Raw genomic sequence first — 22,864 nt, forward strand, 5'->3', positions numbered from 1 at the left:
CTACAATATGGAACTCAAATTTGTTGCACCAAATATTGAAAAGACGTTCGGTCACCTTTACTTCGGCTCGCTCAAACGCGAACTGTCAGAAGGTGATCGCGACAATCGTAAGGTTGTCTCCCGCACTTACGAGTTGTTCTCTGACTTGCAGCGTACCGACAACATCGAGATCACCATTCCAGCGAAGAAAGGTGACAAGGCCGAAAGCATTGAAGTTGATGCACCGGTCACCATCATCAAACCGCGTATTGCAACTGTTGGCTACCGGATCGGTGAACAAGCCTTTGTGCGCTACATCTGCAATGCCGACGATATTGTCCCAGTCAAATAAAAGAAAAGAGGAACCCACATGCGATTAGCAGAAGGCATCGTTATCGACTTAGAAGAAACCTTTGGCGTCTTAAAATTCTCCGGCCAGCGTCGCGAACGCTTCGTGCAAGACGAAGACGGTAACCGTACCGACGACGTGAAGGAACGCACCTATGACTTGAAGTCAATGAAACAGGGAATGATGATCCAAGTTTCAATTCCAGCAGAGGCTGGGGTCAAAGACTTCAAGTACAACCAGATTGTTACTTTGGTTGACCCAGTGATCGACACCGTGGCAAACGCGAACTTCAACCGCGTTGAAACCTCGTGGTACATGAAGGCCAAGAATCTCGTGATTGCCACCACACCAGTCAAGCCGCAGGAAAAGCCAAACAACAATGACAAGAAATAGCTCATTGCCCCACTCCTCGCGCGCGCCGCCCGCTGCGGCGGTTGCTTACCACTAACGAAAGGAGTTGATCACAGATGATGACTTCCACATTGACCGTAGTTGGTCGTGAAGTGTTCATCGACGACTATAACGAAGAAATCGACAACGACTACCGCCTTGACCCAGACGAGATCCTGCAAGACATGGTGGAACTCATGGAAGAAAGTCCTGAATCCTACCAGCACCTGCATATCGACAGCGAGCAGACCAACGATGGCATGAATAAGCTGTTCTCATTTACATCTTACGAAGGCGAAGATGGCTTACGGCTTTCGTATTTGGGCGTCAGCGATGAATAAGGATGTGAGATCGATTCAACCACAAAATTTTGAAATCAGCGAATTCATCGAAGACTACACCAGACTTGTCAGAACGGATGGCGTTCCCCCAAGCGCTGATTTTTTACAGGAATTGGTCGCTGATGCTGCAACACAGGCAATGGACGGTCAATTCATTATCTGGGTTGATGACAACACGATTGATGACGAACCTAAGGAATTCATTTTCAACTTGCTTGAAGACACCGTGAGTTATATGGGTGTGGATTGAATTTCGGATTGTCACAAATGAAAGGAGCTCGAAAATGTCCGCAATGAATATTGATGGATTCTTGGAAGACTACCCCGCTTTAGTTGACCCTGATTTCCATGATCCTAGCCCGGACGCTTTGATCGACATGGTGCTGATGGCTGCTGAACAGGCAGCTGCTGGCGAACCGTTTTCCATTTGGGTAGACGGCGAATGTACCCGCGATCACGAATCCAAAGAATTCAGCTTTAATATCGACACCGAAGACCGACAACCCGCTATCAAATATATTGGCGTCAAGTAACGCCCAAAGGAGAAAACTATGAACGATCAAGTAACCCTCGTCAACTTGGACGACTTTCAACTTCACTACGAACACATTGCTGACTTTGACAACGGTGCATCACCCACTGGTGACGTCATCATCAACTTAATCGACGCGGCTAATCACGCGGTTCAAGCTGGTATGAATGCTTGTGATTTAATTTTAGCCAGCGAGCAATGTGCGAAACCCGAATCCTATCTCCAAGGCGCGCGCTTTAGTGTCAACGTTTCAAGTAGCCCACTTGGTCTTGTAATTGGCTACGACGGCGTAAATATTGACGAATGAAATTCACGTATCGCGGTACACGGGTCTATCCGCGTCAACGCAACCTGCTTTACAACACGGCGATGACCGTTGTGGTTAGCTTGTGGGTAATTGGGGCTGCGATTGCCTATTGGCCGCTACTAAGACAAATCAACTGGAAATTCTTCAGTTGGCCGGACTTGGTAGCCTTGCCTTGGTCATGGTTGCCGCTGATTATTAACAGTTTATGCACGGCACTACTCTTTGGCGTTGGTCTGTGGGCTTATCGAACTTGGTTTGCAGATTCCTACAAGCAGATGGAACACCGCCAAAAGCTCGCCCGAATGATTATGGAAAACAAGTGGTACCAAACTGACCAGTCCAACAGTGAGAGTTTCTTCAAGGACTTAGGCTCAACGCGCACCAAAGAGAAGATCTCTCACTTTCCCAAAATCTACTACCGACTCAAAGACGGGCTGATCCACGTTTCCGTTGAAATCGTCATGTCTTCCTATCAGGATCAGCTCCTGCACTTGGAAAAGAAGTTAGAGGCTGGTCTGTACTGCGAGCTGGTCGACAAGATTCTGCACGATTCTTACGTCGAATACACCTTGCTTTACGACACGATCGGCAAGCGTATCACCATCGCTGACGTGACCTGTGAACATGGCTCCATGCAGCTCATGAAAACCGTGGCTTGGCACTATGATGCGCTGCCTCACATGTTAATCGCTGGTGGCACGGGTGGTGGTAAGACCTACTTCATTTTGACGCTGATTGAAGCGTTGTTGAAAGACGGTGCCCAACTCACTATTCTTGACCCGAAAAATGCTGACCTCGCCGATCTAGCTGATGTGATGCCAGGGGTCTACTCGAAGAAGGAGGCCATGCTTGGTGCACTTGAAACCTTCTATCAGGACATGATGGCTCGCAACGACAAAATGAAACAAATGGACGGATACAAGACCGGCGAGAACTACGCCTATCTTGGACTACCCGCCCATTTCCTAGTTTTTGATGAATACGTGGCCTTTATGGATATGCTTGGCCGCGATGCCATGCAAGTCATGTCCAAACTCAAGCAGATTGTCATGCTTGGGCGCCAAGCGGGCTTCTTTCTCGTGTTGGCTTGCCAACGACCTGACGCAAAATATCTGGGCGATGGGATCAGAGACCAGTTTATGTTCCGTGTTGCGCTTGGGCGCATGAGTGAGTTGGGCTATTCCATGATGTTCGGCGAAACCAACAAAGACTTCTTTCAAAAACCAATCAAGGGACGCGGCTATGTGGACACTGGCGGTAGCGTGATCTCAGAGTTTTACACACCACTAGTGCCACGCGGCTATGACTTCCTCACCGAAATCGGCGCCGCCGCTAATACCGTTCCTGCAACCCCAACAGAACAGGAGGTGCCAAATGAGCACTGATGTCAAAATCGAAAACCGCACGCAATTCCTCAACGACTTTCACGAGAATGTACCATTTCAGTCTGACGAAGACGCGAAAGACCAACTTGAATGGATGGCAATGCACGCCCGCGAGTACCCGGATTCACGGATCTGGATGGGCGCTCCCGGCGGACTGACCGCTGATCGTTTTCCGAAGCGCTTTTGGTTCAACGTCACTACTGGCGACGACGGTGGCTTGATCATGACTTACACCAACGTCGCAGATGAAGGTGATGAAGAATGATTACACCACAATTTAGAAACAAGATGCAATTTACAGAAGAATACGCCAATACAATCAAAGCTGGGACAATGAGTGACGCCGAAGACGCCTTGATGGAGCTTTGCGATTACATCGAGCCGTGGGAAGACGGTGATCACTGGCTAGAGCTTACCGCTGACCGCACCGTATCAGGCAAACCCGTGTACTTCTGGTTCACGGCTGATATTTCTGGCGACGGCATGGTTCTCACCTACCATGACTTGGCGCACCACTACTGATTATATCTCAAATGGGAAAAATTAAGCTGCGTCGTTTTGAGAAAATGTGATACTAAAATGCGTAAAAGTCGGATTTTGTTGAATTTCGTCAACCGACGTGATATGATTCTAATATCAAATACGAAAGGTCGGTTTGCAATGAAACCAAACCCAACTATCCTCCACGCAGCAGTCGATGTCATGTCTACGACCGCTCGCGATGTACGCCCTGACTTTGATGCCTCGATTGCTTCCGTAAATCATACTGGTTTATCCCAAGCTGTTTGGGCTCGTCGTGGTCAACAGATTACTGACAAGTTTCCAGAAGATGATAATATAAAAATTCGTCACGTTCAACGTGGCGGCTTTTGGCAGTTTGAAGCAGTTGTCGATGTACAACAACGCGAAGTCTTCCTATTGATGACGCATGACAACTTAAAGGCACTGCAAAAAAGATTTAAAGCCAACGGGTATTGCCACCACTACTTATTCAGCCTACTTCGCCTAAATCCCGAAGCGAAAAGTGAGCAACAATCACTTTTCCAACTTGACGAAGATGAAGAAGCAGCACGAGAAAAAGACTGTGACAATATCTTAGGTGAATTCGCTGGTGAAATCGATCGCGTATATGTCGTAGCATTCGATTATGCTGAATCATTACCGACTGGTGGCGCTGTTTATCTGCTTGACCAAAACGGCTCGACGATTGAAAGCATGGACATCAGCGACATGCTTGTTGATCAAGAAGAAACAACTGAAGAAGATTCGCTGGGAACTGATCCTGTTAAACGTCCTAGCGAGTCGACCCCGTTGGTCAAGCTTAAAATCAAAAAGGCATAATGCCTACAATTAACTATTAGTGAGGATGTTGCAAAATGGGCTTTGAACTGAATGGTGACCGTCTTCGGGAAGCTCGGCGCTATCGTAGGCTAACCATTACAAGCCTTTCCGAAAAAGCCGGTGTTTCAAAACAGATGGTCTCTCGATATGAAAGAGGAACTGCTCAGCCGGGTCTTGAAGTTTTTCAGAAAATCGTCAGGGAGCTTCAATTCCCAGTTGATTTTTTTACTGGTACCAACAAATTTGAATATAAAGATGAAGGAACCTACTTTAGAAGCCGCTTGACTTCCACCCAGTCTGAAAAAATGCCAAGTGAAACGTACAAAAAAGCAACCGGCCTTGTACGGAACATGTTCAGTGAATATGTCGAGTTTCCTTCGCTATTTCAGGAGGACATCACATCAAAGTCCCCCAAGGCTGCTGCTATCCAGCTTCGTCAGTCTTGGGAGCTTGGAGATGATCCAATCAAAAATGTACTTCGACTTCTAGAAAGTCATGGTATTTTGGTAGCACTCGTGAATTCTGGTTCTGAAAAAATTGACGCCCATAGCGGCTATGTCGATGTCAACCAACACCGCTATTACGTCGTACTTGTAGATGCTAACAGCACAACCTTCTTTCGTCAGCAATTTAGCCTTGCACATGAATTGGGACATTTTATCCTTCATTCAGATAGTGTGGAGCCACAAACTCTTGATACTCAAGAATATCGTCAAATGGAAAAAGAAGCTGACGAATTTGCTTCAGAATTTTTGTTACCCGCACAAGCATTTGAGAAATCTATTAGTGGCAATCTAATGGATCTTGATGAATATATTCGCCTTAAGATGAAATGGTACGTAGCTGCCGGTGCAATGGTGCACCGTGCTCGCTCGCTCCGCTTAATCAATGCCGATCAGTATCTTCGCCTTCAAAAACGCATCAGTGCCCGCGGCTGGCGAAAGAAAGAGAAACTTGATGGTATCGTAGAGCCCTCAAAGCCGCAACTCTTACATCAGTCTCTCGACTTATTGGAAAGCGCAAACGTTTTACAAGCACGAGAATTGCCGGGAATACTCAACAGTGAGTACGGGGTGGCTTTCCCAACGGAAATACTTGCACAGGTCATCGGAGTTCCGATCAGCCGATTCAAGGCCGATATTGTGCAACTAAAACCACTGGCCTAAAAGGGCCTGCCGCCACGCGCGGCGGGCAGCGCGAAAGCCGCAAGCGTGAGTGGCAGCGGTCGGCGCCAGCCGACCGCTTACCCCCAGTACTCTAACAGGGGGGTATTAAATACAACGTCTGTGCCTGAACACAAGGTAGAAAGCCTGATATGACAGGCTTAAATTGAATAGTTACAAAATGATGGATTGCACCCCGCATCCATCATTTTTTTGTCCAAAAATCAAAGGAGGCTAAATTGTGATTTCTTGGCATGAACAAGTTAAGCTACATCGAAAACAATTACGACTGACGCAAGCTCAAGTCGCTCGGCGCTTAGGTGTTACACGGATGCATTACGTCCAAGTAGAAAACGGCAAGACTAACCCTAGTGCGTCGCTGCAAATGGAAATCGACCGGCTGCTCAAGAACTGGAACGACGAACCAGAACTGACGCTAATGTTTGACTACATGCGCGTGCGGTTCCCGACCCATGACGCCAAGGCTGTGATCACCAAGATTCTCGGCCTGACCCCGGAGCACCTGATATTTGAGGAACACGGCTTCTACGGCTATTCGGCCATGTATATCTTCTCCAACATTCAGGTCATGGTGGCACCAGTTGGCTCCAATCTCGGCACGTTAGTTGAAATGAAAGGCCAAGGCTGCCGAGAGTTTGAAGGCATTCTGCTTAGCCACGGTGAGAACTGGTACGACTACTTCCTTCGGGTCGATGAAGCTGGCGGTATTTTCAAACGGGTCGATATTGCAATCAACGACATGGTTGGCCTGTTAAGCATTCCAGAACTGGTTGATAAGTGTCTGAACAACGAGTGCATCTCGGTCATGCGGTCATTTCAAGGATTGCAATCAGGCAAACTCGTGGATCTCGACGAGGCCGGCCGGGGCAATACACTGTACATCGGCACGATGAAAAGCGACGTGTACTTCTGTATCTACGAAAAGGCCGCCGAACAAGCCGCTAAGCGCGGAATCGCCATTGCTGACACGCCAATCATCAACCGATTTGAGATTCGTTTGAAAAACGAGCGGGCCATCAAGGCGATTGAGAACATGCTGATTACTCGTGACGCCGAAACGGTCGCGTTCGGTATCATCACCCGCTACATGCGCTTCGTGGATGAAGTCCCGGACAAAAGCCGCCTCAAGTGGCCGCTCAACGACCGCTGGGCATACTTCCTTGGCAAAGGACGCCAGCCGATCCGCCTGACGACTGATCCTCAGCCCTTTGACCTAAACAAAACCAAGGCGTGGCTGCAAAAGCAGGTCATGCCCACGCTCAAGGTCATAAAGGAAATTGACAACTACTTCGGCACTACTGACTTACAGCTCATGATCAAGGACGCCGAGCTGACCGACAAGCACCTCAAGCTGATTGAGCAACAGACTGTCGGTAGCGAGGAATTAGGAGGTGACATGTTTGGTCAATGACGTGCTTGCTTCTCACCCGCTGCGCGGCAAGGCATTCAAAGACTGCGTACTGAACGTCTACGTCTACAAGGCCGAGCTAGTCGGTGTCGTCGAACACAAGCAGTACCGCCGCATCTGCGACATGAATAGTTTTGGCTTCACGGCCCAAGACTACATCGCTTGGCGGCACCAGCAACAAGAACACCCGGCAGCTCTGATAGGCCGCGATGGGCGCGCCTTGAACTACGGCGAACTGCGCCGACTGCTTTATCAAACAGCCGAAGCTTCAGGCTGGCCGGTCTTCGCTGCACCAGTGGAAGACCTGTTTTTCGATTAACTAACTTGGTCGCGATTGCCCGTGCCAAAACAATCGCAATTCAAAAGGGAGTGATGGTCACAAATTCAACTAAAGGAGTATCAACGCAATCGAACTAGACGTCATCTACAATCGCGATTGTCTGGAAGGTATGGCGGACTTACCGACAGCCTCCATCGACATGATCCTGTGCGACTTGCCGTATGGCACCACAGCCAACGCTTGGGACAAGGTGATTCCGTTTGCCCACCTCTGGGGTCAATACGAACGGCTCATCAAACCCCAAGGCGCGATTGTGCTCACCGCAACTGAACGGTTCTCTGCGGACCTAGTGCAATCAAACCCGGCCTTGTATCGCTACAAGTGGGTCTGGATCAAGAATACTGTCACCAACTTCGTCAATGCTAAAAACCGTCCGCTATCTCGTTTCGAAGAGATTCTCATCTTCTCAAAATCAGGCACAGCCAACTTTGGCAACTCCCCTGACACCAAAGGAATGCACTACTTCCCCCAAAGGGCTGCTCCCCTATAACAAAACCGTCAACTCGCGTAAGTATGAAAACTCCAATCAACTGCACCCGTGGAACGCTCCCGATAGTTACACGCAAGAGTGGACGAACTACCCGTCTGACGTGCTCAACTACAAGTCTGATCGCACCGGCTGGCACCCGACGCAAAAGCCTGTCGATCTCTTTGCCTACCTCATCAAGACTTACACCCAGCCCGGCGAAATCGTGCTGGATAACTGTATGGGGTCTGGCACCACCGCGATTGCCGCAATGGACACTGACCGCCACTTCATCGGCTATGAAATTAGCGAAGAATACTGGCGGCGTGCCCTTGATCGCATCAAGCACCACCACGCAACTCAAACCGAGCTTTTCTGATTCGTTACCCCTGATCCGGTCGCTGCTGACCGCGCCAAAACAGCAGCAATCTTGAAAGGAGCTTCGGTCACAAAACTAAAAATCAAAGGATGATTATTATGAATTTCGGACAAAACTTATTTAACTGGTTCACCTCCAACGCCCAGAGCTTGGTACTGATGGCGATTGCCATTATCGGTGTTTACCTGGGCTTCAAGAGGGAGTTCTCTAAGCTCATTGGTTTTCTGGTCATTGCGATCATCGCCGTGGGGCTGGTGTTCAATACTGCCGGGGTCAAAGACGTGCTGCTGAACCTGTTCAACCGCGTCATGGGGGCTTAGCCGATGGACGACATCAAAGTCTTTATTGCCAATCTTGGCAAGTACAACGAGGGCGAGATCGTCGGCGCATGGTTCACGCCACCAATCAATAATGAAGAACTCACTGAAAAGTTAGGACTGAACGACCAGTACGAAGAATACATGGTTCAAGACTACGAAGGCCCCATCGTCTTTAGTGAGTATTCAACGCTTGGCGAGATCAACGAAGCTGCCGCAGCCGTTGACGCGTTGAAAGGCACCGAGATTTACCCCGCTATCAAAGAGCTTATTGGCGAATGGTACGATAACGTAATCGAGCTCGCTGCACACAAGGATGACATCGCTTGTTATCACGTTGCGAATATGACGGAGTTAGCCGAAGAACTGGCTGACGAAGGCTGGTTCGGCGACATTCCGCCACAAGTCGAAAACTATATCGACTATGCCAAGGTCGGCCGTGACCTCGAAATTGAAGGTGGTTTCGTTGAAACACCTTATGGCATCTACCAATTAATAGACTAACTCTCTGGGCTGGCGCTGCAAAAGGCGTCAGTCCTTTTATCTCACAACGAAAGGAGATCACATGAAGAAAGTCAGATCCTACACCAGTATTTGGTCGGTGGAAAAGGTACTGTACGCCATCAACGACTTGCAGTTGCCGTTTCCAATCACATTTACGCAAATGACGTGGTTCATCGTCAGTCTGTTTGCGGTCATGTTGCTGGGCGACTTGCCGCCACTATCATTCATTGACGGCGCGTTTCTCAAGTACGTCGGCATTCCGGCTGGGCTAACGTGGTTCATGAGCCAGAAGACCTTCGACAACAAGAAGCCAATGGGATTCTTGCGGTCGGTGATCAACTACGCCATTACCCCGAAGCTCATCTATGCTGGTAAACCCGTGAAGTCGCAGAAAGAGAAACAAACCGCTGCTGTGACCTACGTTTGGAGGTACCACAATGAAATTTCCAATTAAGTATATCGAAGACAATCTCGTCTGGAACACTGACGGCGAGTGCTTTGCCTATTTTGAATTAATCCCGTACAACTACTCGTTTCTAAGCCCTGAACAGAAACAACAAGTCCACGAGAACTTCCGGCAGTTAATCTCGCAGAATCGCGACGGCAAGCTCCATTTATTGCAGCTCGCCACCGAAGCTAGTGTCCGAGACACTCTCGACCGCTCGAAGAAGTTGGTCAAGGGGTCGCTGAAAGACATCGCCTTCCAGCATATCGACGGCCAAGCCGAAGCATTGACTGAAAACGTCGGGGACAACCAAGTGGACTACCGCTTCTTCATCGGCTTTAAGCTGTTGCTGAACGACGCAGAGGTTACCGCCAAGTCTATCTTCAAGGATATGTCCTTGGGCATTCGGGACTTCTTCGCCGAGTTCAACACAACGTTTGCTGGTGACTTCTTCACCATGAACAACGCAGAGGTGGAACGCTACGCCAAGTCCGCTAAGTTTCTTGCCGAAAAAATTGGCCGCCGGTTCAAAGTCCGTCCGCTCGACAAGAACGACTTCGGCTACTTGTTGGAGCACTTATACGGCATGGCGGGGCAAGTCTACGATGACTATGACTATCACTTGCCCCGCAAGAAGTCCAAGCGCGACACGATTATCAAGCGCTATGACCTGATCAAGCCAACCCGCTCACTGATTGAGCAGCACCAACGCTCGATCAAGATCACCCACGGGCTGGATAGCAGTTACGTGACGTACCTGACGCTTTCCGACATTGTTGGTGAATTGGAGTTTCCTGGCAGTGAAATCTTTTATTTCCAACAAAGCCAGTTCGATTTTCCAATCGACACCAGCTTGAACGTTGAGATCGTGACGAACAAGAAGGCGCTGACCAAGGTACGCAACAAGAAGAAAGAATTGAAAGACCTCGACGAACACGCTTATCAGTCCGGCAACGAAACTACACGTGGCGTCAGCGACGCGTTAGATTCAGTCGATGAGCTTGAAAGCAACCTTGATCAGACTAAGAACGCCATGTACAAGATCAGCTACGTCATTCGCGTGGCCGGGCGATCCGAAGACGAAATGAAACGCCGCGCTGATCAGCTACTCGACTTCTACGACAGCCTCAACATCAAGCTCGTGCGACCGTTTGGCGATATGCTGGGACTACACAGTGAGTTTATCCCCGCTTCCAAGCGTTACATCAACGACTATATCCAATATGTGACCAGCGACTTCATCGCCAGTCTTGGTTTCGGTGCGACCCAGTCCTTGGGTGAAAAAGAAGGTATCTACATCGGCTACAACGTGGACACCGGACACAACGTCTACTTGCAACCAGATATTGCTGCGCAAGGTATCAAGGGCACTGTCACCAACGCTTTATCTGCTGCTTTCCTCGGCTCTCTGGGTGGTGGGAAATCCTTCTCCAATAACTTGCTTGTCTACTATGCGGTGCTCTACGGGGCACAGGCGCTGATTCTTGACCCGAAGTCGGAACGTACCGGCTGGGCAGAGAACCTCGACTTTATGGAAAACGAGATCAATATCGTCAACTTGACCAGTGAGGAACAAAACCGTGGGCTACTTGATCCCTATATCATCTTGTCAAACTTGAAAGATTCGGAATCGTTGGCCGTTGACACCCTAACCTTCCTCACGGGGATCTCAAGCCGTGACGCTGACCGCTTCCCAACGCTGCGCAAAGCGATTCGCGCAGTGACACAAGCGCCCGAACCGGGACTGTTGAAAGTCATTGATGAACTCCGCTGCGAAGACACGCCAATCGCACGCAACATTGCCGATCATATCGAATCCTTCACGGACTACGACTTTGCGGCGTTGCTGTTCTCTGACGGGACGGCGCGGCGGACAATCGCGCTTGACCGCAAGATCAACATCGTGCAGATTGCAGACTTGGTGCTGCCGGACGCCGACAAGACGCAGGAGGAGTACATCACTGCGGAAATGTTATCCGTCGCCATGCTCATGATAATTAGCACATTCGCGATCGACTTCATTCACCAAGACCGCGCCCAGTTCAAGATTGTAGACTTGGACGAAGCATGGGCGTTCCTCAACGTTGCGCAAGGCAAAGCTCTGTCGATGAAGCTGATTCGTGAAGGTCGCTCAATGAACGCCGGTGTCTACCTCGTCACTCAAAATGCGGACGACTTGCTCGACGAAAAGATGAAGAACAACATTGCCCAGAAATTCGCCTTCCGTAGTACCGACATCACGGAAATCAAGAACACGCTGAACTTCTTTGGCCTTGATGCCGAAGACGAAGGTAATCAGAACCGGCTCCGTTCACTAGACAACGGGGAGTGTTTGTTCCAAGACATCTGGGGGCACGTCGGCGTACTGCACTTCGACTATATCTTTGAACACCTGCACCACGCCTTTGATACTCGGCCACCGAAACTCGTGGAGGTGATCGCTGATGACGAGAGCTAACCGTCGGCGGCTACTGCTGTTCCTCGGTATTATCGCGGCATTCATGTTGGTACTGATTATCGCTGGCGGTCAACCGGTACACGCTGCGGGGCTGGTAGACGATCAGTCTGGTGGCTCTAACGAGTATTCCAAGTATCCGTTATCGCACTACCAGCTCGACTACTTTGTAGATACGAGTTGGGACTGGCTCCCGTGGAACTGGGGCGACGGCATTGGTAAGTCCGTGAGCTATGGCCTGTATGCGATCACCAACTTCTTGTGGACACTCTCGGTCTACCTCTCAAACGCTGCGGGCTACCTAATTCAGCAAGCCTACTCGCTAGACTTCATCAAAGATACGTCTGACGCGATTGGGAAGAACATGCAGCTCTTGGCCGGCGTGTCAAAAGAGGGCTTCACCACCGACGGCTTTTATCCCGGAATGCTCCTGATGATTACGCTGGTGGTCGGTATCTACGTGGCCTACACCGGCATCATCAAGCGCGAAACCTCGAAAGCCATTTCGGCGATCGTCAACTTCGTGGTGATCTTCATCACGTCAGCCAGCTTTATCGCCTACGCACCAGATTACGTCAGCAAAATCAATGAGTTCAGTTCAGACATCAGCGCCAGCGCGCTCAACACTGGCTCCAAGATGATTATGGGCACTGATACAGCCACCGATAAATCAGGCGTCGACGCGATCCGTGACACTCTGTTTGAAATTCAGGTGAAGCAGCCGTGGACACTTTTGCAGTTTGGCGACAGCGACGCTGATACCGTTGGCAAGGATCGCGTAAACACGTTAATGAAAACCGACCCGTTTGGCGACAAAGGCAAAACCCGTACCGACGTGGTCAAGGCTGAAATTGAAGACAACGATAACGAGAATCTCTCGCCAACTATGACGATCAATCGCCTTGGTACCACGACCTTTGTTGTCCTGTTCAACATTGCGATCACCTTGTTTGTCTTCTTCCTGACGGCAATGATGCTGTTCAGCCAGATACTCTTTATCATCTACGCGACGTTCTTACCGGTGTCGTTCTTACTCGCTATGCTGCCGTCCTTTAACGGATTGATGAAGCAGAACATTATGAAGCTTTTTAACACCATCATGACACGAGTTGGCGTGACGCTGGTGATCACGATGGCGTTCTCGCTATCGGCAATGGTCTACGGATTATCGGCCACCTCACCGTTCTTCCTCGTGGCCTTCCTGCAAGTCACTATCTTCGCCGGTATTTGGATGAAGCTCGGCGACTTGATGGGCATGATGCAGCTCCACAGCTCTGACGCCCAGCAAGGCGCACAACGCTTCTCGCGTCATGGTAACCGAATGCTTCGGCAGTTCGTCGGTAGTGCCATGGGTGGCGCGATGGCAGGACGTTTCCTGTCACGGGGATATGGTAAAGGTCGCGGAATGCCGCAAACACCACAGCTCCCCGCTGGTACGCAACGCGAACAAACTGCGGACGCTACCAAACCGCAACAACCCAAGAAGCCACGCAGCCAACGTCTGGGTGAGAAACTTGCCGATGTATCTGATGTCGGCAACAAGCTCAAGAACAAGACTAAACGTGGCCTTGACCAGGTGAAGGACGCACCAACCAACGTTTTATATGGTCTACATCGTGGTAAGCAACTGACTAAGGAGGCCGCCGAAACTGCGAAGGACAGCTTCAAGGGGCGGCGTGAGGCCAATCAGCAAGAACGTGACAAGCAGCTTGAGCAACGGCGTAAGCAAATGCAAGAACGCAAGCTCGCAATCAAGCCGAAAGCTGATCCTGAAAAGCCAAAACCAACGGCTACCAAGCCACCGGTTGAGCCAACTCGTAAGCCGACAACTGCCACACCTACCAAGCCAAAGCCCGAACAAACTGATACCAGTGGGCAACCTAAGCGTACTGCCACGAAGCCAACTTCAACTCGGCCTCCACGTCCAGTCACGAAGCCGCAAGCAGAACCCACAATCACACCACACCTAGAACCCACTCCGCCAACGGATAAAACCAAGAAACCACTGACCCTCGTTTCCGAAAAACCAGCTAAGTCACGCAACCCAAAGCCACAGCGGATCAAAAAGGCTAAGGGGCATAAGAAGCGATGAAACTCTGGCGCTGGTTAGCTCTTGCCGCACTCCCGATACTGTTGATTGGCGGTCTGTTCTTTGCAGTCATCGCCTCTGATGATGACGAAGATCAGCCGGCCTCTGCGATCACAGCCGACGCGATGAACTTATCCGCTGAAGTCTACAAGCATAAGCTGACGGTCGAAAAGTATTGTAAAGAGTTCGGCATTTCAGACCAGGTAATGGTGATACTCGCCATCATGCAGGTCGAATCTGGCGGCAAAGGTGGCGACGTGATGCAAGCTAGTGAATCGCTGGGACTACCGGTCAATACGCTAGATACCGAAGCGTCCATCAAGCAAGGCGTGAAATATTTCGCGTCGCTGCTGAAAAGCATGAAAGCTGCGGGCGTGGATCTCAACACTGCGATTCAAAGCTACAACTACGGTGGCGGCTTTATTGACTACGTTGCTAGGCACGGCAAAAAGTACACGCTTGAGCTGGCAACATCTTTTGCTAAAGAAAAGTCTGGTGGCAAGAAAGTCACCTACACCAACGCGGTTGCCAAGGACGGTTGGCGCTATGCCTATGGGAACATGTACTACGTGTCGGTCATCTCGCAATACCTTGTCACTGGTGGTGCGAAATTCGACGACAAAACGGTGCAAGCCATTATGGATGAAGCACTCAAATATCAAGGCACTCGCTATGTCTTCGGTGGCTCAACGCCAACAACGGGCTTTGACTGTTCCGGGCTGACGAGTTGGTGCTACGGCAAAGCTGGGATCAAACTCCCCCGCACCGCACAAGCACAATACGACACCACGGCACACCTGAACATCAAAGACGCAAAACCCGGCGACTTAGTGTTCTTCCACTCAACCTATGACACCGCAGATTACGTGACCCACGTTGGCATCTACGTCGGCGGCATGAAAATGTACAACGCCGGCGACCCGCTGGGCTATGCCGATTTGAACTCAAGTTACTGGCACGCTCATCTGATCGGCGCTGGGCGCGTGAAGAAGTAGGTGACGATAATGAATCAAAACGGTATCAGCTACTTTGACTGGATGGATCTCATCACCAACACCTACGACGACGCGCTGCAAAAGGCACATGTCGATCTAAAATTTGGTGATAATCGCGCACTACGCAACAAGGAACTCGACTTTGCGTCAGGCGAGTGGGAACGCATCAAATTCTTCAAACAACGCTTGCCCAATACCGACGACCTGTGCCACGTCCTTGACCGCTTCGTTGACCGAATGCCGGAAATGGAATACGGGCACCGGCGTGAGTATCGCCTTGCCGTCGCGCATGAAGTGGCCGTTGATCGATGGCTCAAAGGCAAGGTGTTTGCACCAGAAGACCGTAAGTATATCCTCGACCGCGAACGCTACTTGGCCGAAGAATACTTCAACAACGACCGTGAACTCGGTCAGTATATCGAAACTGACTATGAGGGCTACAAGCGGATCTCGCTTCAACGCCTATTCGTGCGCTTTCTCGATATTTACGATGACTTTTACCGCTGCTATGAAATTAGAAAGGACAAGGTGAATGAACCTTGAGTAAAGATAAAGCCCAAAAGAAAGGCTGGTTCAAGAAGAAGCCAGCCGCCCCAAAACCGCCTAAAATTAAGCACCATGGTCTGCGCCGCCCGGTCACACTGCTTTGCTGGGCAGTGTTAATCAGCAGCACCAGTTTCGGTGTCTACAAGAACATGACCGCCATCGACACCCACACGGTGCATGAAGTTCAAGTGATCAAGACTAAGGTGATTGACACGCACGCCTTGGCGACCTTCACCACCGACTTTGCCAAGCTCTACTATTCGTGGCAACCCAGCCACGAAGCACTAGATCAGCGGCAGAAAGCTTTGCAGCCGTATCTTGTGGAGCAACTGCAATCGCTGAACGCCGACACCGTGCGGAGCGACATTCCCACAACTGCCGCGGTCAGTGAGGTCAAGGTTTGGGACGTGAGCAAGACGACCAAAGACACCTTCCGCGTGCTGTTCACGGTGAAGCAAGACCTCACTAAGGGTAAAGATAAGAAGTCTGTGGCCAGCTCTTACACCATCAACATCATGAAAAATAACAACGGTGATATGGTCATCACCAAGAATCCCACCCTCGCTGCGGAACCCGCGACGGCACGGATCAAGCTGCCAGATACGCAATCTGATAACTCGGTAGACAGTGCCACCGCAGACGACGTAACCAAGTTTCTTAAGACGTTCTTCACCTTGTACCCGCAAAGCGATCGCAACGAACTCAAGTATTACGTCAAGGACGGCACGCGACCAATCGAACGCAACCTTAAGTTCGTGGAACTTCTAGATCCGGTCTTTAAGAAGACTAAGAACAGCCTGACCGTCACCTTATCAGTGAAGTATCTCGACACTGACAATGATATGAGCCAAGTCTCGCAATACACCCTGACCCTATCCAAGCAAAGCTACAATTGGTTTATCACTGACGGTATCTGACAAAAGACCCGACACGGCCTCCACGCAAGCATGCGCATGGGTCGTGCCGGGTCTTGTCGTTATTCTGCTTGCGTAGCAGTGTCACGGGCGCGGACTTTACGGGGTCTAGAATTTTTGGTGTTGGTAGTAATCAACACTGGAGATGCTAGACCCTTTTTAGTACTTGAATTTACAATTGAAGTGGAACACTAAGAAAAAAGATTCCCGTATTGTCAATCTAAGTGCAACAGTTTCTAGTCCAATCCTATAAGTGGTACACAGCTTAGAGTTCCGGCATCAGTTCCGCCGCACTCCGGTAGCCCAAGATACGACGAGGCCGGCTGTTGAGTGCGTCCTGGAAGCTCTGAATATCAATGATGTCGTAATGGTGGAGTGAGCGACCTTTCGGAATAAACTCTCGTAGAAGGCCGTTCTGGTTCTCATTTGTTCCGCGCTCCCATGGTGAGTACGGATGAGCAAAGTAGACATCAGTTCCTTCTACTGAATGTTCCTTCTACTGAATGTTCCTTCTACTGAATCTAGTTGTGCGAACTCACTGCCGTTATCAAAGGTGATGGTGGTGAAGTATTCCGCACCGTAATCATCAATGATGGACTGAAGTCCCACCTTACAGGTACTTGCTTTGTAGTTAGCGAGCTTGATGATGATTTCGAAGCGACTCGTCCGCTCTGTCAAAACCAGCAACGCAGGTTCGCTATCAACGCGCTTACCTTTCACTAAATCTCCTTCCCAATGGCCCCCTTGCCGACGGTCTTGAACTTCAATGGGTCTTTCATCAATCGAGGTACCAAGCTTCGTCTTATTGGTGCGGGTATGGGAATGGCTTCGTTTAATTCGCAAGCTGGGTTTGCGCGGTAAGTCGTGGGTCCGTAGTTCGAATCTACCGGCCTCAATATCCCGGTAAACCGTTGGTGTTGAAGGAACAACCTCGTCTGCGTGTTCCCGTTTGAAGGTGTGCACGAAGCTGTCCACACTGTGTACGCGTGGACGTTGCTTGATGGCAGCGGCACAGGCGGCGTAGAACTCGGGGTTCTTCTCAAGTATCGTCTTGGGGCGACACCGCTCCCGCCGCTGAGCGTGCAGATAAGCTGCCGTATCAGCAAAGTAAATCAACGCTAACTTATGCCCGGGAATTCGCTGTAGAACGGAGCCACGAGTGATCTCACGCGAAATAGTACTACGAGAGCGGTTGAGTTCGCGGGCAATCCGTGCTTGGGAGAATCCCTGATTGAGCAGAGTTTCAATGCGAACGCGATCAAAATTTGATAGTTGTTGGTAAGCCTTAGAGATGGTACGCTTGATGTTGGTCATGATGTGCCTTTCTTATGTGCTTGGTTGCTTATAAGAATAGGTCATCATGGCCTTTTTGGTCTCCTCAATTTTCAAGCCAAGTGCAACGGATGATAATGAATCCTTGATAGTGGTCAAGTTGTTAGACCATGCGTCGGTAGTAATTGCATGGTCTAAGATAGTACAGAATACGTCTGGGACGATTATTCAGAGCGGACTGGACTGCCTGAATTTCGACCAGCGTAACGTCCCTAAGAGACTTTCCCTTCGGGAAGTACTCCCTGAGTAGTCCGTTGGTGTTCTCGTTAGTGCCGCGCTCCCAAGGCGAGTGTGGATGAGCAAAATAGATCTGGGTTCCAACAATCTCTGATAACTTGGCAAACTCGGAACCTTTGTCAAACGTGATACTCTCAAACTCCTTGACACCGTAGTCGTCAATCGTGTCCTGCAAAGCTTTAAGAACCTGTCTAGTATCTTTTAAGAGCTATCTTCAGGAAGGCCAATACAACCATTTGAAGACTGCTGTTAAGGGCACGTTCACAGTTTTTCCAAAGTCGCCGACATTTGTCTAGCCAACTCCATGAACGTTCAATGATCCATCGTTGCGGTAACACCGTGAACGTATGCAACTCGTTGCGTTTAGCTACCGTCGTCTTAGCATTCAAAATGAGCTTCACCTGATCCGCAAAGTCATTGCCAGTGTAGCCACCATCAACCATGACATGCTGAACCAGCTCTAAATTTTGGCTAGCCAAACTAAACATAGCCAATGCACCTGAACGATCTGATACATTAGCTCGTGTCACGAGAATGGCTTGTGGTAAACCATTAATATCAACCGCCATATGACGCTTAATCCCTGAAATCTTTTTGCCGCCATCGTAGCCACTATTTTTCGTTAAATCAGTGGTTTTAACACTTTGAGCATCAACAATCACAAACGACGTTCGGGCCGATCGGCCCTGTGCAAAGCGATAGGAAGCAACAGTTTTTTTAAAAGCCTTTCTAATAGCGAATCAGCTGTCGGGTCTGGTTTATCTCGCCACATATCGTAATAGCGGTAGACAGTGTGCCATTCCGGGAAATCGTGCGGTAATTCACGCCATTGACACCCTGTAGTAAGCGAGTAAAGGATGGCATTGAATACGTCATAAAGATCATAACGACGCGGTCTTGTATGCTTGCGGAAGTTTTCTAAATCAGGTTGTATTAACGCAAATTGCGCTCGAGAAATATTGCTTGGATAATCTGGCATGACAAACTCCTCAGTCGGTTTTCCACAATTCTACCAGATTCAGCAGATACTAGACAGGTTCTAAGAGGCATTTCACCATACTAACAAGAAAACCAAAAATTCCCAGATCATTAATTTAACATATCGTATCAAACCACGCCTGGAATATTATCTAGGCGTTTTTTTAGTGTCATGGTATTTTCTGGCAGAAAGGTTGCATTATTGTGACTACAGTTGTAAACTAATAAGCGTTAAGAGACTACAAACGTAAACTTAGAATTCAATTAATGGAGGAGGCCAATTGAAGGATGCAAAGAATGTAACCATCACCGATTCTGAATGGATGGTTATGAGAGCAATTTGGACAATGGGACATGCGACTAGTCGTGAACTAATCGATGCTATGAACGAATTAGAAGGCTGGTCAGCTTCAACAACCAAAACGCTACTTCACAGGTTGATTCAAAAACAGGCGGTTGCGCAGCATGGCGGCAGTCGACCATTCACGTATAAGCCGGTTGTTGGCGAGAAGGAATCAATGGCGGCAGCGGCAGATGATTTGTTTGACCATATGTGTGCGATGCGGGCTGGTTCAACAATTGCCGGCGTTATTCAGTCAAGGGAACTCTCACGGGCGGATATTGCGAACTTACAGGCGATTCTAGCTGAAAAGGCCAAAACAGCGCCCGAGGAAGTTCAGTGTAACTGCTTGCCGGGTGATCAAACGTGTTAAGACTGTGGTGTTCTGTTTACTTTTAGGATTGCTGCACAAAAATCCAGAATCTGGGATTTCTGATGGCGGAAACTTATGAATTTTTGTCGTAATTCTCATTCATATAGTGGCATGGTGCTCCGCAAAGCAGAAGCCTAAATATAAGAACCTGGTGGAAAAATCCCGAGCCCGGGGATTTCCACACAAGGAACTTATATTCCGGCTTCTAACCGCTTTGCTACGCACACTTATTTTTAGGGGGTCGATAATCATGGCAAATAAAGAGGACCATATGAACATGAAAAACATGAGTGCTAAGAATATGGAAAATAATGAATCAAATATGAGTCATATGGATCATGATGACATGAAAATGGATCACGATATGACCGAAACGGATCATAATCAAATGAACATGGACCACGATATGGCCGAAATGGATCATGGTCAAATGAACATGGATCACAGCCAAATGAACATGAATCACGAAACTATGAATATGAGTGGGATGAATCACGGTGATATGGATATGGCTGGGACCGACATGATGATGCACGGTGGCTCAATGATGCATATGGGAAATTTGAAAGTTAAATTTTGGGTCTCCGTTGTCTTAGCGATTCCAGTTTTACTGTTAGCACCAATCATGGGTTTAAACGTTTCCATCCTTAGTTTCAGTTCACCGCTAATTGTTGGCATTATCATCGTTTTGTTTGATACAGCACTTTACTTTTATGGCGGAATGCCATTTTTAAAGGGGGCTAAAGCGGAAATTCAGGATAAATCTCCTGAAATGATGACGCTAGTAACCCTTGGAATTTCCGTTTCGTATTTCTACAGTTTGTACGCATTTATTGCCAACAACTTCTTGAACCCGGCAAATCATGTAATGGATTTTTCGTTCGAACTTGCAACCCTGATTTTAATTATGCTTCTAGGACACTGGATTGAAATGAATGCATTGATGGGGGCTGGGGAAGCCTTACAAAAGATGGCGGCCCTGTTGCCTAAGACGGCCCATCTAGTTACAGATAATGGTGAAACAAAAGAAGTGCCAGTATCTGATTTAAAAGTTGGTCAAGCTTTCCAAGTGCGTTCAGGTGAGAGTATTCCAGCCGATGGTGTTATTACGGCTGGGGAGTCGACCGTGAATGAAGCACTGGTAACCGGTGAATCTGCTGCCGTTACCAAGAACGTTGGCGATAAGGTCATTGGTGGTGCAACCAACAATAACGGGACGCTAACGGTTAAAATTAGTGGTACTGGTGACTCCGGCTATCTTTCTCAAGTAATGAAAATGGTTCAAAATGCCCAGCAAGCTAAATCTAAAGCAGAAGATAAAGCTGATTTAGTTGCCAAGTATCTATTTTACGCGGCACTTGGTGTTGGGATTATTGCTTTCTTTGCCTGGTTACCCCAGGGATTGGCGACTGCAATGACGATCATGGTGACCGTCTTCGTGATTGCTTGCCCGCATGCATTAGGATTAGCGATTCCATTAGTGGTTTCTCGTTCTACTACGATTGGCGCTCAAAATGGGCTATTAGTTCGAAATCGCCAAGCCATTGAAGCAAGTCAACATGTTAGCCACGTTCTCTTGGATAAAACTGGCACGTTAACAGAAGGTAAATTTACGGTGAATGCATTGATTCCAAATGATGGGATTGACGAAACAACGTTATTAAGCCGACTGGCCGCCCTTGAAAATAATTCGACTCATCCGCTGGCACAAGCAATCATTACTGAAGCCCAAGCGAAGGACATTGAAGTCGTTGCGGCTGAAAAGTCTCAAAATATTCCGGGCGTTGGTATTTCCGGTAATGTTGATGGCACTGACTATACGATTGTTAATGGTAACTATTTAACGAAGCAAGGGATCAGGTTTGACGAGGCCGCTGCTGATAAATGGGCTGCTAAGGGTAATTCCGTCAGCTTCCTATTGCAGGGCACCCAAGTTCAAGGAATGGTTGCTGAAGGCGACACCATCAAAGCGGGTGCTAAGGAATTAATTAGTGGTCTTCAGAGGCGAGGAATTACCCCCGTAATGCTCACTGGCGATAATCCAAAAGCCGCGGAACACGTTGCTAACTTACTAGGATTGACGGAATTCCATGCAGGCCTATTACCAGATGATAAGCAAAAGATTATTGCTGATTATCAAGCAAAGGGCAATCACGTCATCATGGTTGGTGACGGCGTAAATGACGCACCAAGTCTTGCCGCGGCCGATATTGGAATTGCAATTGGCGCCGGAACCGATGTTGCCATTGATTCCGCTGATGTTGTGTTGGTTAAATCAGAACCCAGCGATATTTTACATTTTCTTGATTTGGCTAAAATCACAAATCGGAAAATGGTTCAAAATCTCTGGTGGGGAGCAGGCTACAATATTGTCGCAATTCCACTCGCTGCCGGTGTGTTGTCATTTATTGGAATCATTCTAGACCCAGCCGTTGGTGCTGCGGTCATGGCGATGTCGACAATTATCGTGGCAATTAATGCGATGGGATTGACTGGTGAAAAGATTAAAAACGTGTAATTAAGTGATGACAAAAAGAGGAGAAAGATCAGCTGGTAGTCTGGTCTTTCTCCTCTTTATGATCATCATGTTAATTACTTATCTGGTTGCTCAGTTAATTTCGCCAATTTTTGATGCAGCCTAATGTCATATTGCCTGGTAATTGGCATTAACACCGCGACCACCCCGCAAATGGCAGCACCGATTCCTGCAATCACAAATAGGCGTTCAATGCCAATCACATCAGCTAGGGGACCGGCAAAAATTAAGCCAATTGGTCCAGCTAGATTCAACAAAGAATTCAAAACGCCTAGAATCCGCCCTAACTCTTCTGCTGGATAACTTTGTTGAATCATTGCCATTAAAAGCGTTGTAAAAAATGGGGTCGCAATTCCTTCAATGATGTTTAAAGCTGCGAACCATGTTCGGGCCGATCGGCCC

24 protein-coding genes and 4 pseudogenes are annotated in these 22,864 nt (G+C 48.8%); 24 read left to right on the forward strand and 4 right to left on the reverse strand.

The annotated features are described in order from the left end of the window. The first annotated feature begins 7 nt into the window (after positions 1-7). The 22 genes and pseudogenes from EKM91_RS06750 to EKM91_RS06855 all read left to right on the forward strand — a co-directional run bounded on the left by EKM91_RS06750 (position 8) and on the right by EKM91_RS06855 (position 16,669). Positions 8-331: a DUF961 family protein gene (locus EKM91_RS06750; RefSeq protein WP_003606404.1), complete on the forward strand. Its 324-nt coding sequence runs from the start codon at positions 8-10 to the stop codon at positions 329-331. 18 nt (positions 332-349) lie between these two features. Further along, positions 350-721: a YdcP family protein gene (locus EKM91_RS06755; RefSeq protein ID WP_125751721.1), complete on the forward strand. Its 372-nt coding sequence runs from the start codon at positions 350-352 to the stop codon at positions 719-721. Positions 722-795: 74 nt separating this feature from the next. Continuing rightward, a complete protein-coding gene (locus EKM91_RS06760; protein ID WP_003606402.1) occupies positions 796-1,059 on the forward strand; it encodes a hypothetical protein in 264 nt (87 codons plus the stop codon). Continuing rightward, the gene (locus tag EKM91_RS06765) at positions 1,052-1,309 is read left to right on the forward strand and encodes a hypothetical protein (protein WP_125751724.1); all 258 of its coding nucleotides are present in this window, start codon (positions 1,052-1,054) and stop codon (positions 1,307-1,309) included. Before EKM91_RS06760 ends, EKM91_RS06765 begins: the two co-directional genes overlap by 8 nt. A gap of 34 nt (positions 1,310-1,343) precedes the next feature. Then, on the forward strand, positions 1,344-1,592 hold the full coding sequence (locus EKM91_RS06770; RefSeq protein WP_125751726.1) for a hypothetical protein: 249 nt from the start codon (positions 1,344-1,346) through the stop codon (positions 1,590-1,592). 18 nt (positions 1,593-1,610) lie between these two features. Further along, positions 1,611-1,898, forward strand: coding sequence for a hypothetical protein (locus EKM91_RS06775; RefSeq protein ID WP_125751729.1), 288 nt, complete (start codon positions 1,611-1,613; stop codon positions 1,896-1,898). Further along, positions 1,895-3,283 carry an FtsK/SpoIIIE domain-containing protein gene (locus tag EKM91_RS06780; protein ID WP_125751732.1) on the forward strand — a complete coding sequence of 463 codons (1,389 nt, stop codon included), beginning with the start codon at positions 1,895-1,897 and terminating at the stop codon, positions 3,281-3,283. The genes EKM91_RS06775 and EKM91_RS06780 overlap by 4 nt, the downstream gene beginning before the upstream one ends. After that, entirely contained in the window at positions 3,273-3,548 is a 276-nt protein-coding gene (locus EKM91_RS06785; protein WP_125751735.1) for a hypothetical protein, read from the forward strand. The genes EKM91_RS06780 and EKM91_RS06785 overlap by 11 nt, the downstream gene beginning before the upstream one ends. Then, positions 3,545-3,805 carry a hypothetical protein gene (locus EKM91_RS06790; protein ID WP_125751738.1) on the forward strand — a complete coding sequence of 87 codons (261 nt, stop codon included), beginning with the start codon at positions 3,545-3,547 and terminating at the stop codon, positions 3,803-3,805. Before EKM91_RS06785 ends, EKM91_RS06790 begins: the two co-directional genes overlap by 4 nt. A 138-nt stretch (positions 3,806-3,943) precedes the next feature. Next, a complete protein-coding gene (locus tag EKM91_RS06795; protein WP_125751740.1) occupies positions 3,944-4,624 on the forward strand; it encodes a DUF5986 family protein in 681 nt (226 codons plus the stop codon). Between the two features lie 35 nt (positions 4,625-4,659). Beyond that, positions 4,660-5,790: an ImmA/IrrE family metallo-endopeptidase gene (locus EKM91_RS06800; protein WP_056989814.1), complete on the forward strand. Its 1,131-nt coding sequence runs from the start codon at positions 4,660-4,662 to the stop codon at positions 5,788-5,790. A 238-nt stretch (positions 5,791-6,028) separates the two neighbouring features. Then, positions 6,029-7,219, forward strand: coding sequence for an XRE family transcriptional regulator (locus EKM91_RS06805; RefSeq protein ID WP_125751743.1), 1,191 nt, complete (start codon positions 6,029-6,031; stop codon positions 7,217-7,219). After that, positions 7,200-7,535, forward strand: coding sequence for a hypothetical protein (locus EKM91_RS06810; protein WP_225419467.1), 336 nt, complete (start codon positions 7,200-7,202; stop codon positions 7,533-7,535). Before EKM91_RS06805 ends, EKM91_RS06810 begins: the two co-directional genes overlap by 20 nt. A gap of 130 nt (positions 7,536-7,665) precedes the next feature. Then, positions 7,666-8,401 (forward strand): annotated as a pseudogene (locus EKM91_RS14225) (DNA-methyltransferase). A gap of 98 nt (positions 8,402-8,499) precedes the next feature. Next, a complete protein-coding gene (locus EKM91_RS06820) occupies positions 8,500-8,721 on the forward strand; it encodes a hypothetical protein (RefSeq protein ID WP_003606383.1) in 222 nt (73 codons plus the stop codon). Positions 8,722-8,724: 3 nt separating this feature from the next. Beyond that, a complete protein-coding gene (locus EKM91_RS06825; RefSeq protein ID WP_125751749.1) occupies positions 8,725-9,222 on the forward strand; it encodes an antirestriction protein ArdA in 498 nt (165 codons plus the stop codon). A gap of 61 nt (positions 9,223-9,283) precedes the next feature. Further along, positions 9,284-9,676, forward strand: coding sequence for a conjugal transfer protein (locus EKM91_RS06830; protein WP_125751752.1), 393 nt, complete (start codon positions 9,284-9,286; stop codon positions 9,674-9,676). Further along, entirely contained in the window at positions 9,660-12,125 is a 2,466-nt protein-coding gene (gene tcpF / locus EKM91_RS06835; protein ID WP_125751755.1) for a conjugal transfer ATPase TcpF, read from the forward strand. Before EKM91_RS06830 ends, tcpF begins: the two co-directional genes overlap by 17 nt. Beyond that, a complete protein-coding gene (locus EKM91_RS06840; RefSeq protein WP_125751758.1) occupies positions 12,112-14,214 on the forward strand; it encodes a CD3337/EF1877 family mobilome membrane protein in 2,103 nt (700 codons plus the stop codon). The genes tcpF and EKM91_RS06840 overlap by 14 nt, the downstream gene beginning before the upstream one ends. Further along, positions 14,211-15,206, forward strand: coding sequence for a bifunctional lytic transglycosylase/C40 family peptidase (locus tag EKM91_RS06845; protein ID WP_125751761.1), 996 nt, complete (start codon positions 14,211-14,213; stop codon positions 15,204-15,206). The genes EKM91_RS06840 and EKM91_RS06845 overlap by 4 nt, the downstream gene beginning before the upstream one ends. 9 nt (positions 15,207-15,215) lie before the next feature. Continuing rightward, positions 15,216-15,749 (forward strand): hypothetical protein, encoded by a 534-nt coding sequence (locus tag EKM91_RS06850; protein WP_125751764.1) that lies wholly within the window; start codon positions 15,216-15,218, stop codon positions 15,747-15,749. Next, positions 15,746-16,669: a conjugal transfer protein gene (locus tag EKM91_RS06855; protein ID WP_125751767.1), complete on the forward strand. Its 924-nt coding sequence runs from the start codon at positions 15,746-15,748 to the stop codon at positions 16,667-16,669. Before EKM91_RS06850 ends, EKM91_RS06855 begins: the two co-directional genes overlap by 4 nt. Positions 16,670-16,931: 262 nt before the next feature. Here the strand turns inward: EKM91_RS06855 and EKM91_RS06860 are convergent. From EKM91_RS06860 to EKM91_RS06870, 3 genes and pseudogenes are all read right to left on the reverse strand, one after another. After that, a pseudogene (locus EKM91_RS06860) lies at positions 16,932-17,980 on the reverse strand (IS30 family transposase). A gap of 121 nt (positions 17,981-18,101) precedes the next feature. Then, positions 18,102-18,416: pseudogene (locus tag EKM91_RS06865) on the reverse strand (IS30 family transposase); the annotation flags it as partial. Positions 18,417-18,426: 10 nt separating this feature from the next. Further along, positions 18,427-19,214, reverse strand: a protein-coding gene (locus EKM91_RS06870) for an IS5 family transposase (protein ID WP_125751770.1) whose coding sequence is annotated in 2 segments (ribosomal slippage) — positions 18,427-18,947 and positions 18,947-19,214 — 789 coding nt in all. Because the reading frame shifts where the segments join, the coding sequence is not laid out codon by codon here. 280 nt (positions 19,215-19,494) lie between these two features. On the opposite strand from EKM91_RS06870, the gene EKM91_RS06875 reads away from it, so the two are divergent. Then, positions 19,495-19,926 carry a CopY/TcrY family copper transport repressor gene (locus EKM91_RS06875; protein WP_002816262.1) on the forward strand — a complete coding sequence of 144 codons (432 nt, stop codon included), beginning with the start codon at positions 19,495-19,497 and terminating at the stop codon, positions 19,924-19,926. A gap of 250 nt (positions 19,927-20,176) precedes the next feature. Continuing rightward, complete coding sequence (locus EKM91_RS06880) at positions 20,177-22,444, forward strand: heavy metal translocating P-type ATPase (protein WP_016370814.1); 2,268 nt, start codon at positions 20,177-20,179, stop codon at positions 22,442-22,444. 74 nt (positions 22,445-22,518) lie between these two features. On the opposite strand, the pseudogene EKM91_RS06885 reads toward EKM91_RS06880, so the two are convergent. Next, positions 22,519-22,845, reverse strand: a pseudogene (locus EKM91_RS06885) (MFS transporter); the annotation flags it as partial. Positions 22,846-22,864: the final 19 nt, after the last annotated feature.

The sequence above is a fragment of the Lacticaseibacillus baoqingensis genome, from assembly GCF_003946165.1.
GTDB classification, from domain to species: Bacteria; Bacillota; Bacilli; order Lactobacillales; family Lactobacillaceae; genus Lacticaseibacillus; species Lacticaseibacillus baoqingensis.

Excerpts from the sequence above, each read along its gene's own strand:
- EKM91_RS06750 (WP_003606404.1), top strand. The coding sequence starts at position 8 with ATGGAACTCAAATTTGTTGCACCAAATATTGAAAAGACGTTCGGTCAC.
- EKM91_RS06755 (WP_125751721.1), top strand. The coding sequence starts at position 350 with ATGCGATTAGCAGAAGGCATCGTTATCGACTTAGAAGAAACCTTTGGC.
- EKM91_RS06760 (WP_003606402.1), top strand. The coding sequence starts at position 796 with ATGATGACTTCCACATTGACCGTAGTTGGTCGTGAAGTGTTCATCGAC.
- EKM91_RS06765 (WP_125751724.1), top strand. The coding sequence starts at position 1,052 with ATGAATAAGGATGTGAGATCGATTCAACCACAAAATTTTGAAATCAGC.
- EKM91_RS06770 (WP_125751726.1), top strand. The coding sequence starts at position 1,344 with ATGTCCGCAATGAATATTGATGGATTCTTGGAAGACTACCCCGCTTTA.
- EKM91_RS06775 (WP_125751729.1), top strand. The coding sequence starts at position 1,611 with ATGAACGATCAAGTAACCCTCGTCAACTTGGACGACTTTCAACTTCAC.
- EKM91_RS06780 (WP_125751732.1), top strand. The coding sequence starts at position 1,895 with ATGAAATTCACGTATCGCGGTACACGGGTCTATCCGCGTCAACGCAAC.
- EKM91_RS06785 (WP_125751735.1), top strand. The coding sequence starts at position 3,273 with ATGAGCACTGATGTCAAAATCGAAAACCGCACGCAATTCCTCAACGAC.
- EKM91_RS06790 (WP_125751738.1), top strand. The coding sequence starts at position 3,545 with ATGATTACACCACAATTTAGAAACAAGATGCAATTTACAGAAGAATAC.
- EKM91_RS06795 (WP_125751740.1), top strand. The coding sequence starts at position 3,944 with ATGAAACCAAACCCAACTATCCTCCACGCAGCAGTCGATGTCATGTCT.
- EKM91_RS06800 (WP_056989814.1), top strand. The coding sequence starts at position 4,660 with ATGGGCTTTGAACTGAATGGTGACCGTCTTCGGGAAGCTCGGCGCTAT.
- EKM91_RS06820 (WP_003606383.1), top strand. The coding sequence starts at position 8,500 with ATGAATTTCGGACAAAACTTATTTAACTGGTTCACCTCCAACGCCCAG.
- EKM91_RS06825 (WP_125751749.1), top strand. The coding sequence starts at position 8,725 with ATGGACGACATCAAAGTCTTTATTGCCAATCTTGGCAAGTACAACGAG.
- EKM91_RS06830 (WP_125751752.1), top strand. The coding sequence starts at position 9,284 with ATGAAGAAAGTCAGATCCTACACCAGTATTTGGTCGGTGGAAAAGGTA.
- tcpF (WP_125751755.1), top strand. The coding sequence starts at position 9,660 with ATGAAATTTCCAATTAAGTATATCGAAGACAATCTCGTCTGGAACACT.
- EKM91_RS06840 (WP_125751758.1), top strand. The coding sequence starts at position 12,112 with ATGACGAGAGCTAACCGTCGGCGGCTACTGCTGTTCCTCGGTATTATC.
- EKM91_RS06845 (WP_125751761.1), top strand. The coding sequence starts at position 14,211 with ATGAAACTCTGGCGCTGGTTAGCTCTTGCCGCACTCCCGATACTGTTG.
- EKM91_RS06850 (WP_125751764.1), top strand. The coding sequence starts at position 15,216 with ATGAATCAAAACGGTATCAGCTACTTTGACTGGATGGATCTCATCACC.
- EKM91_RS06880 (WP_016370814.1), top strand. The coding sequence starts at position 20,177 with ATGGCAAATAAAGAGGACCATATGAACATGAAAAACATGAGTGCTAAG.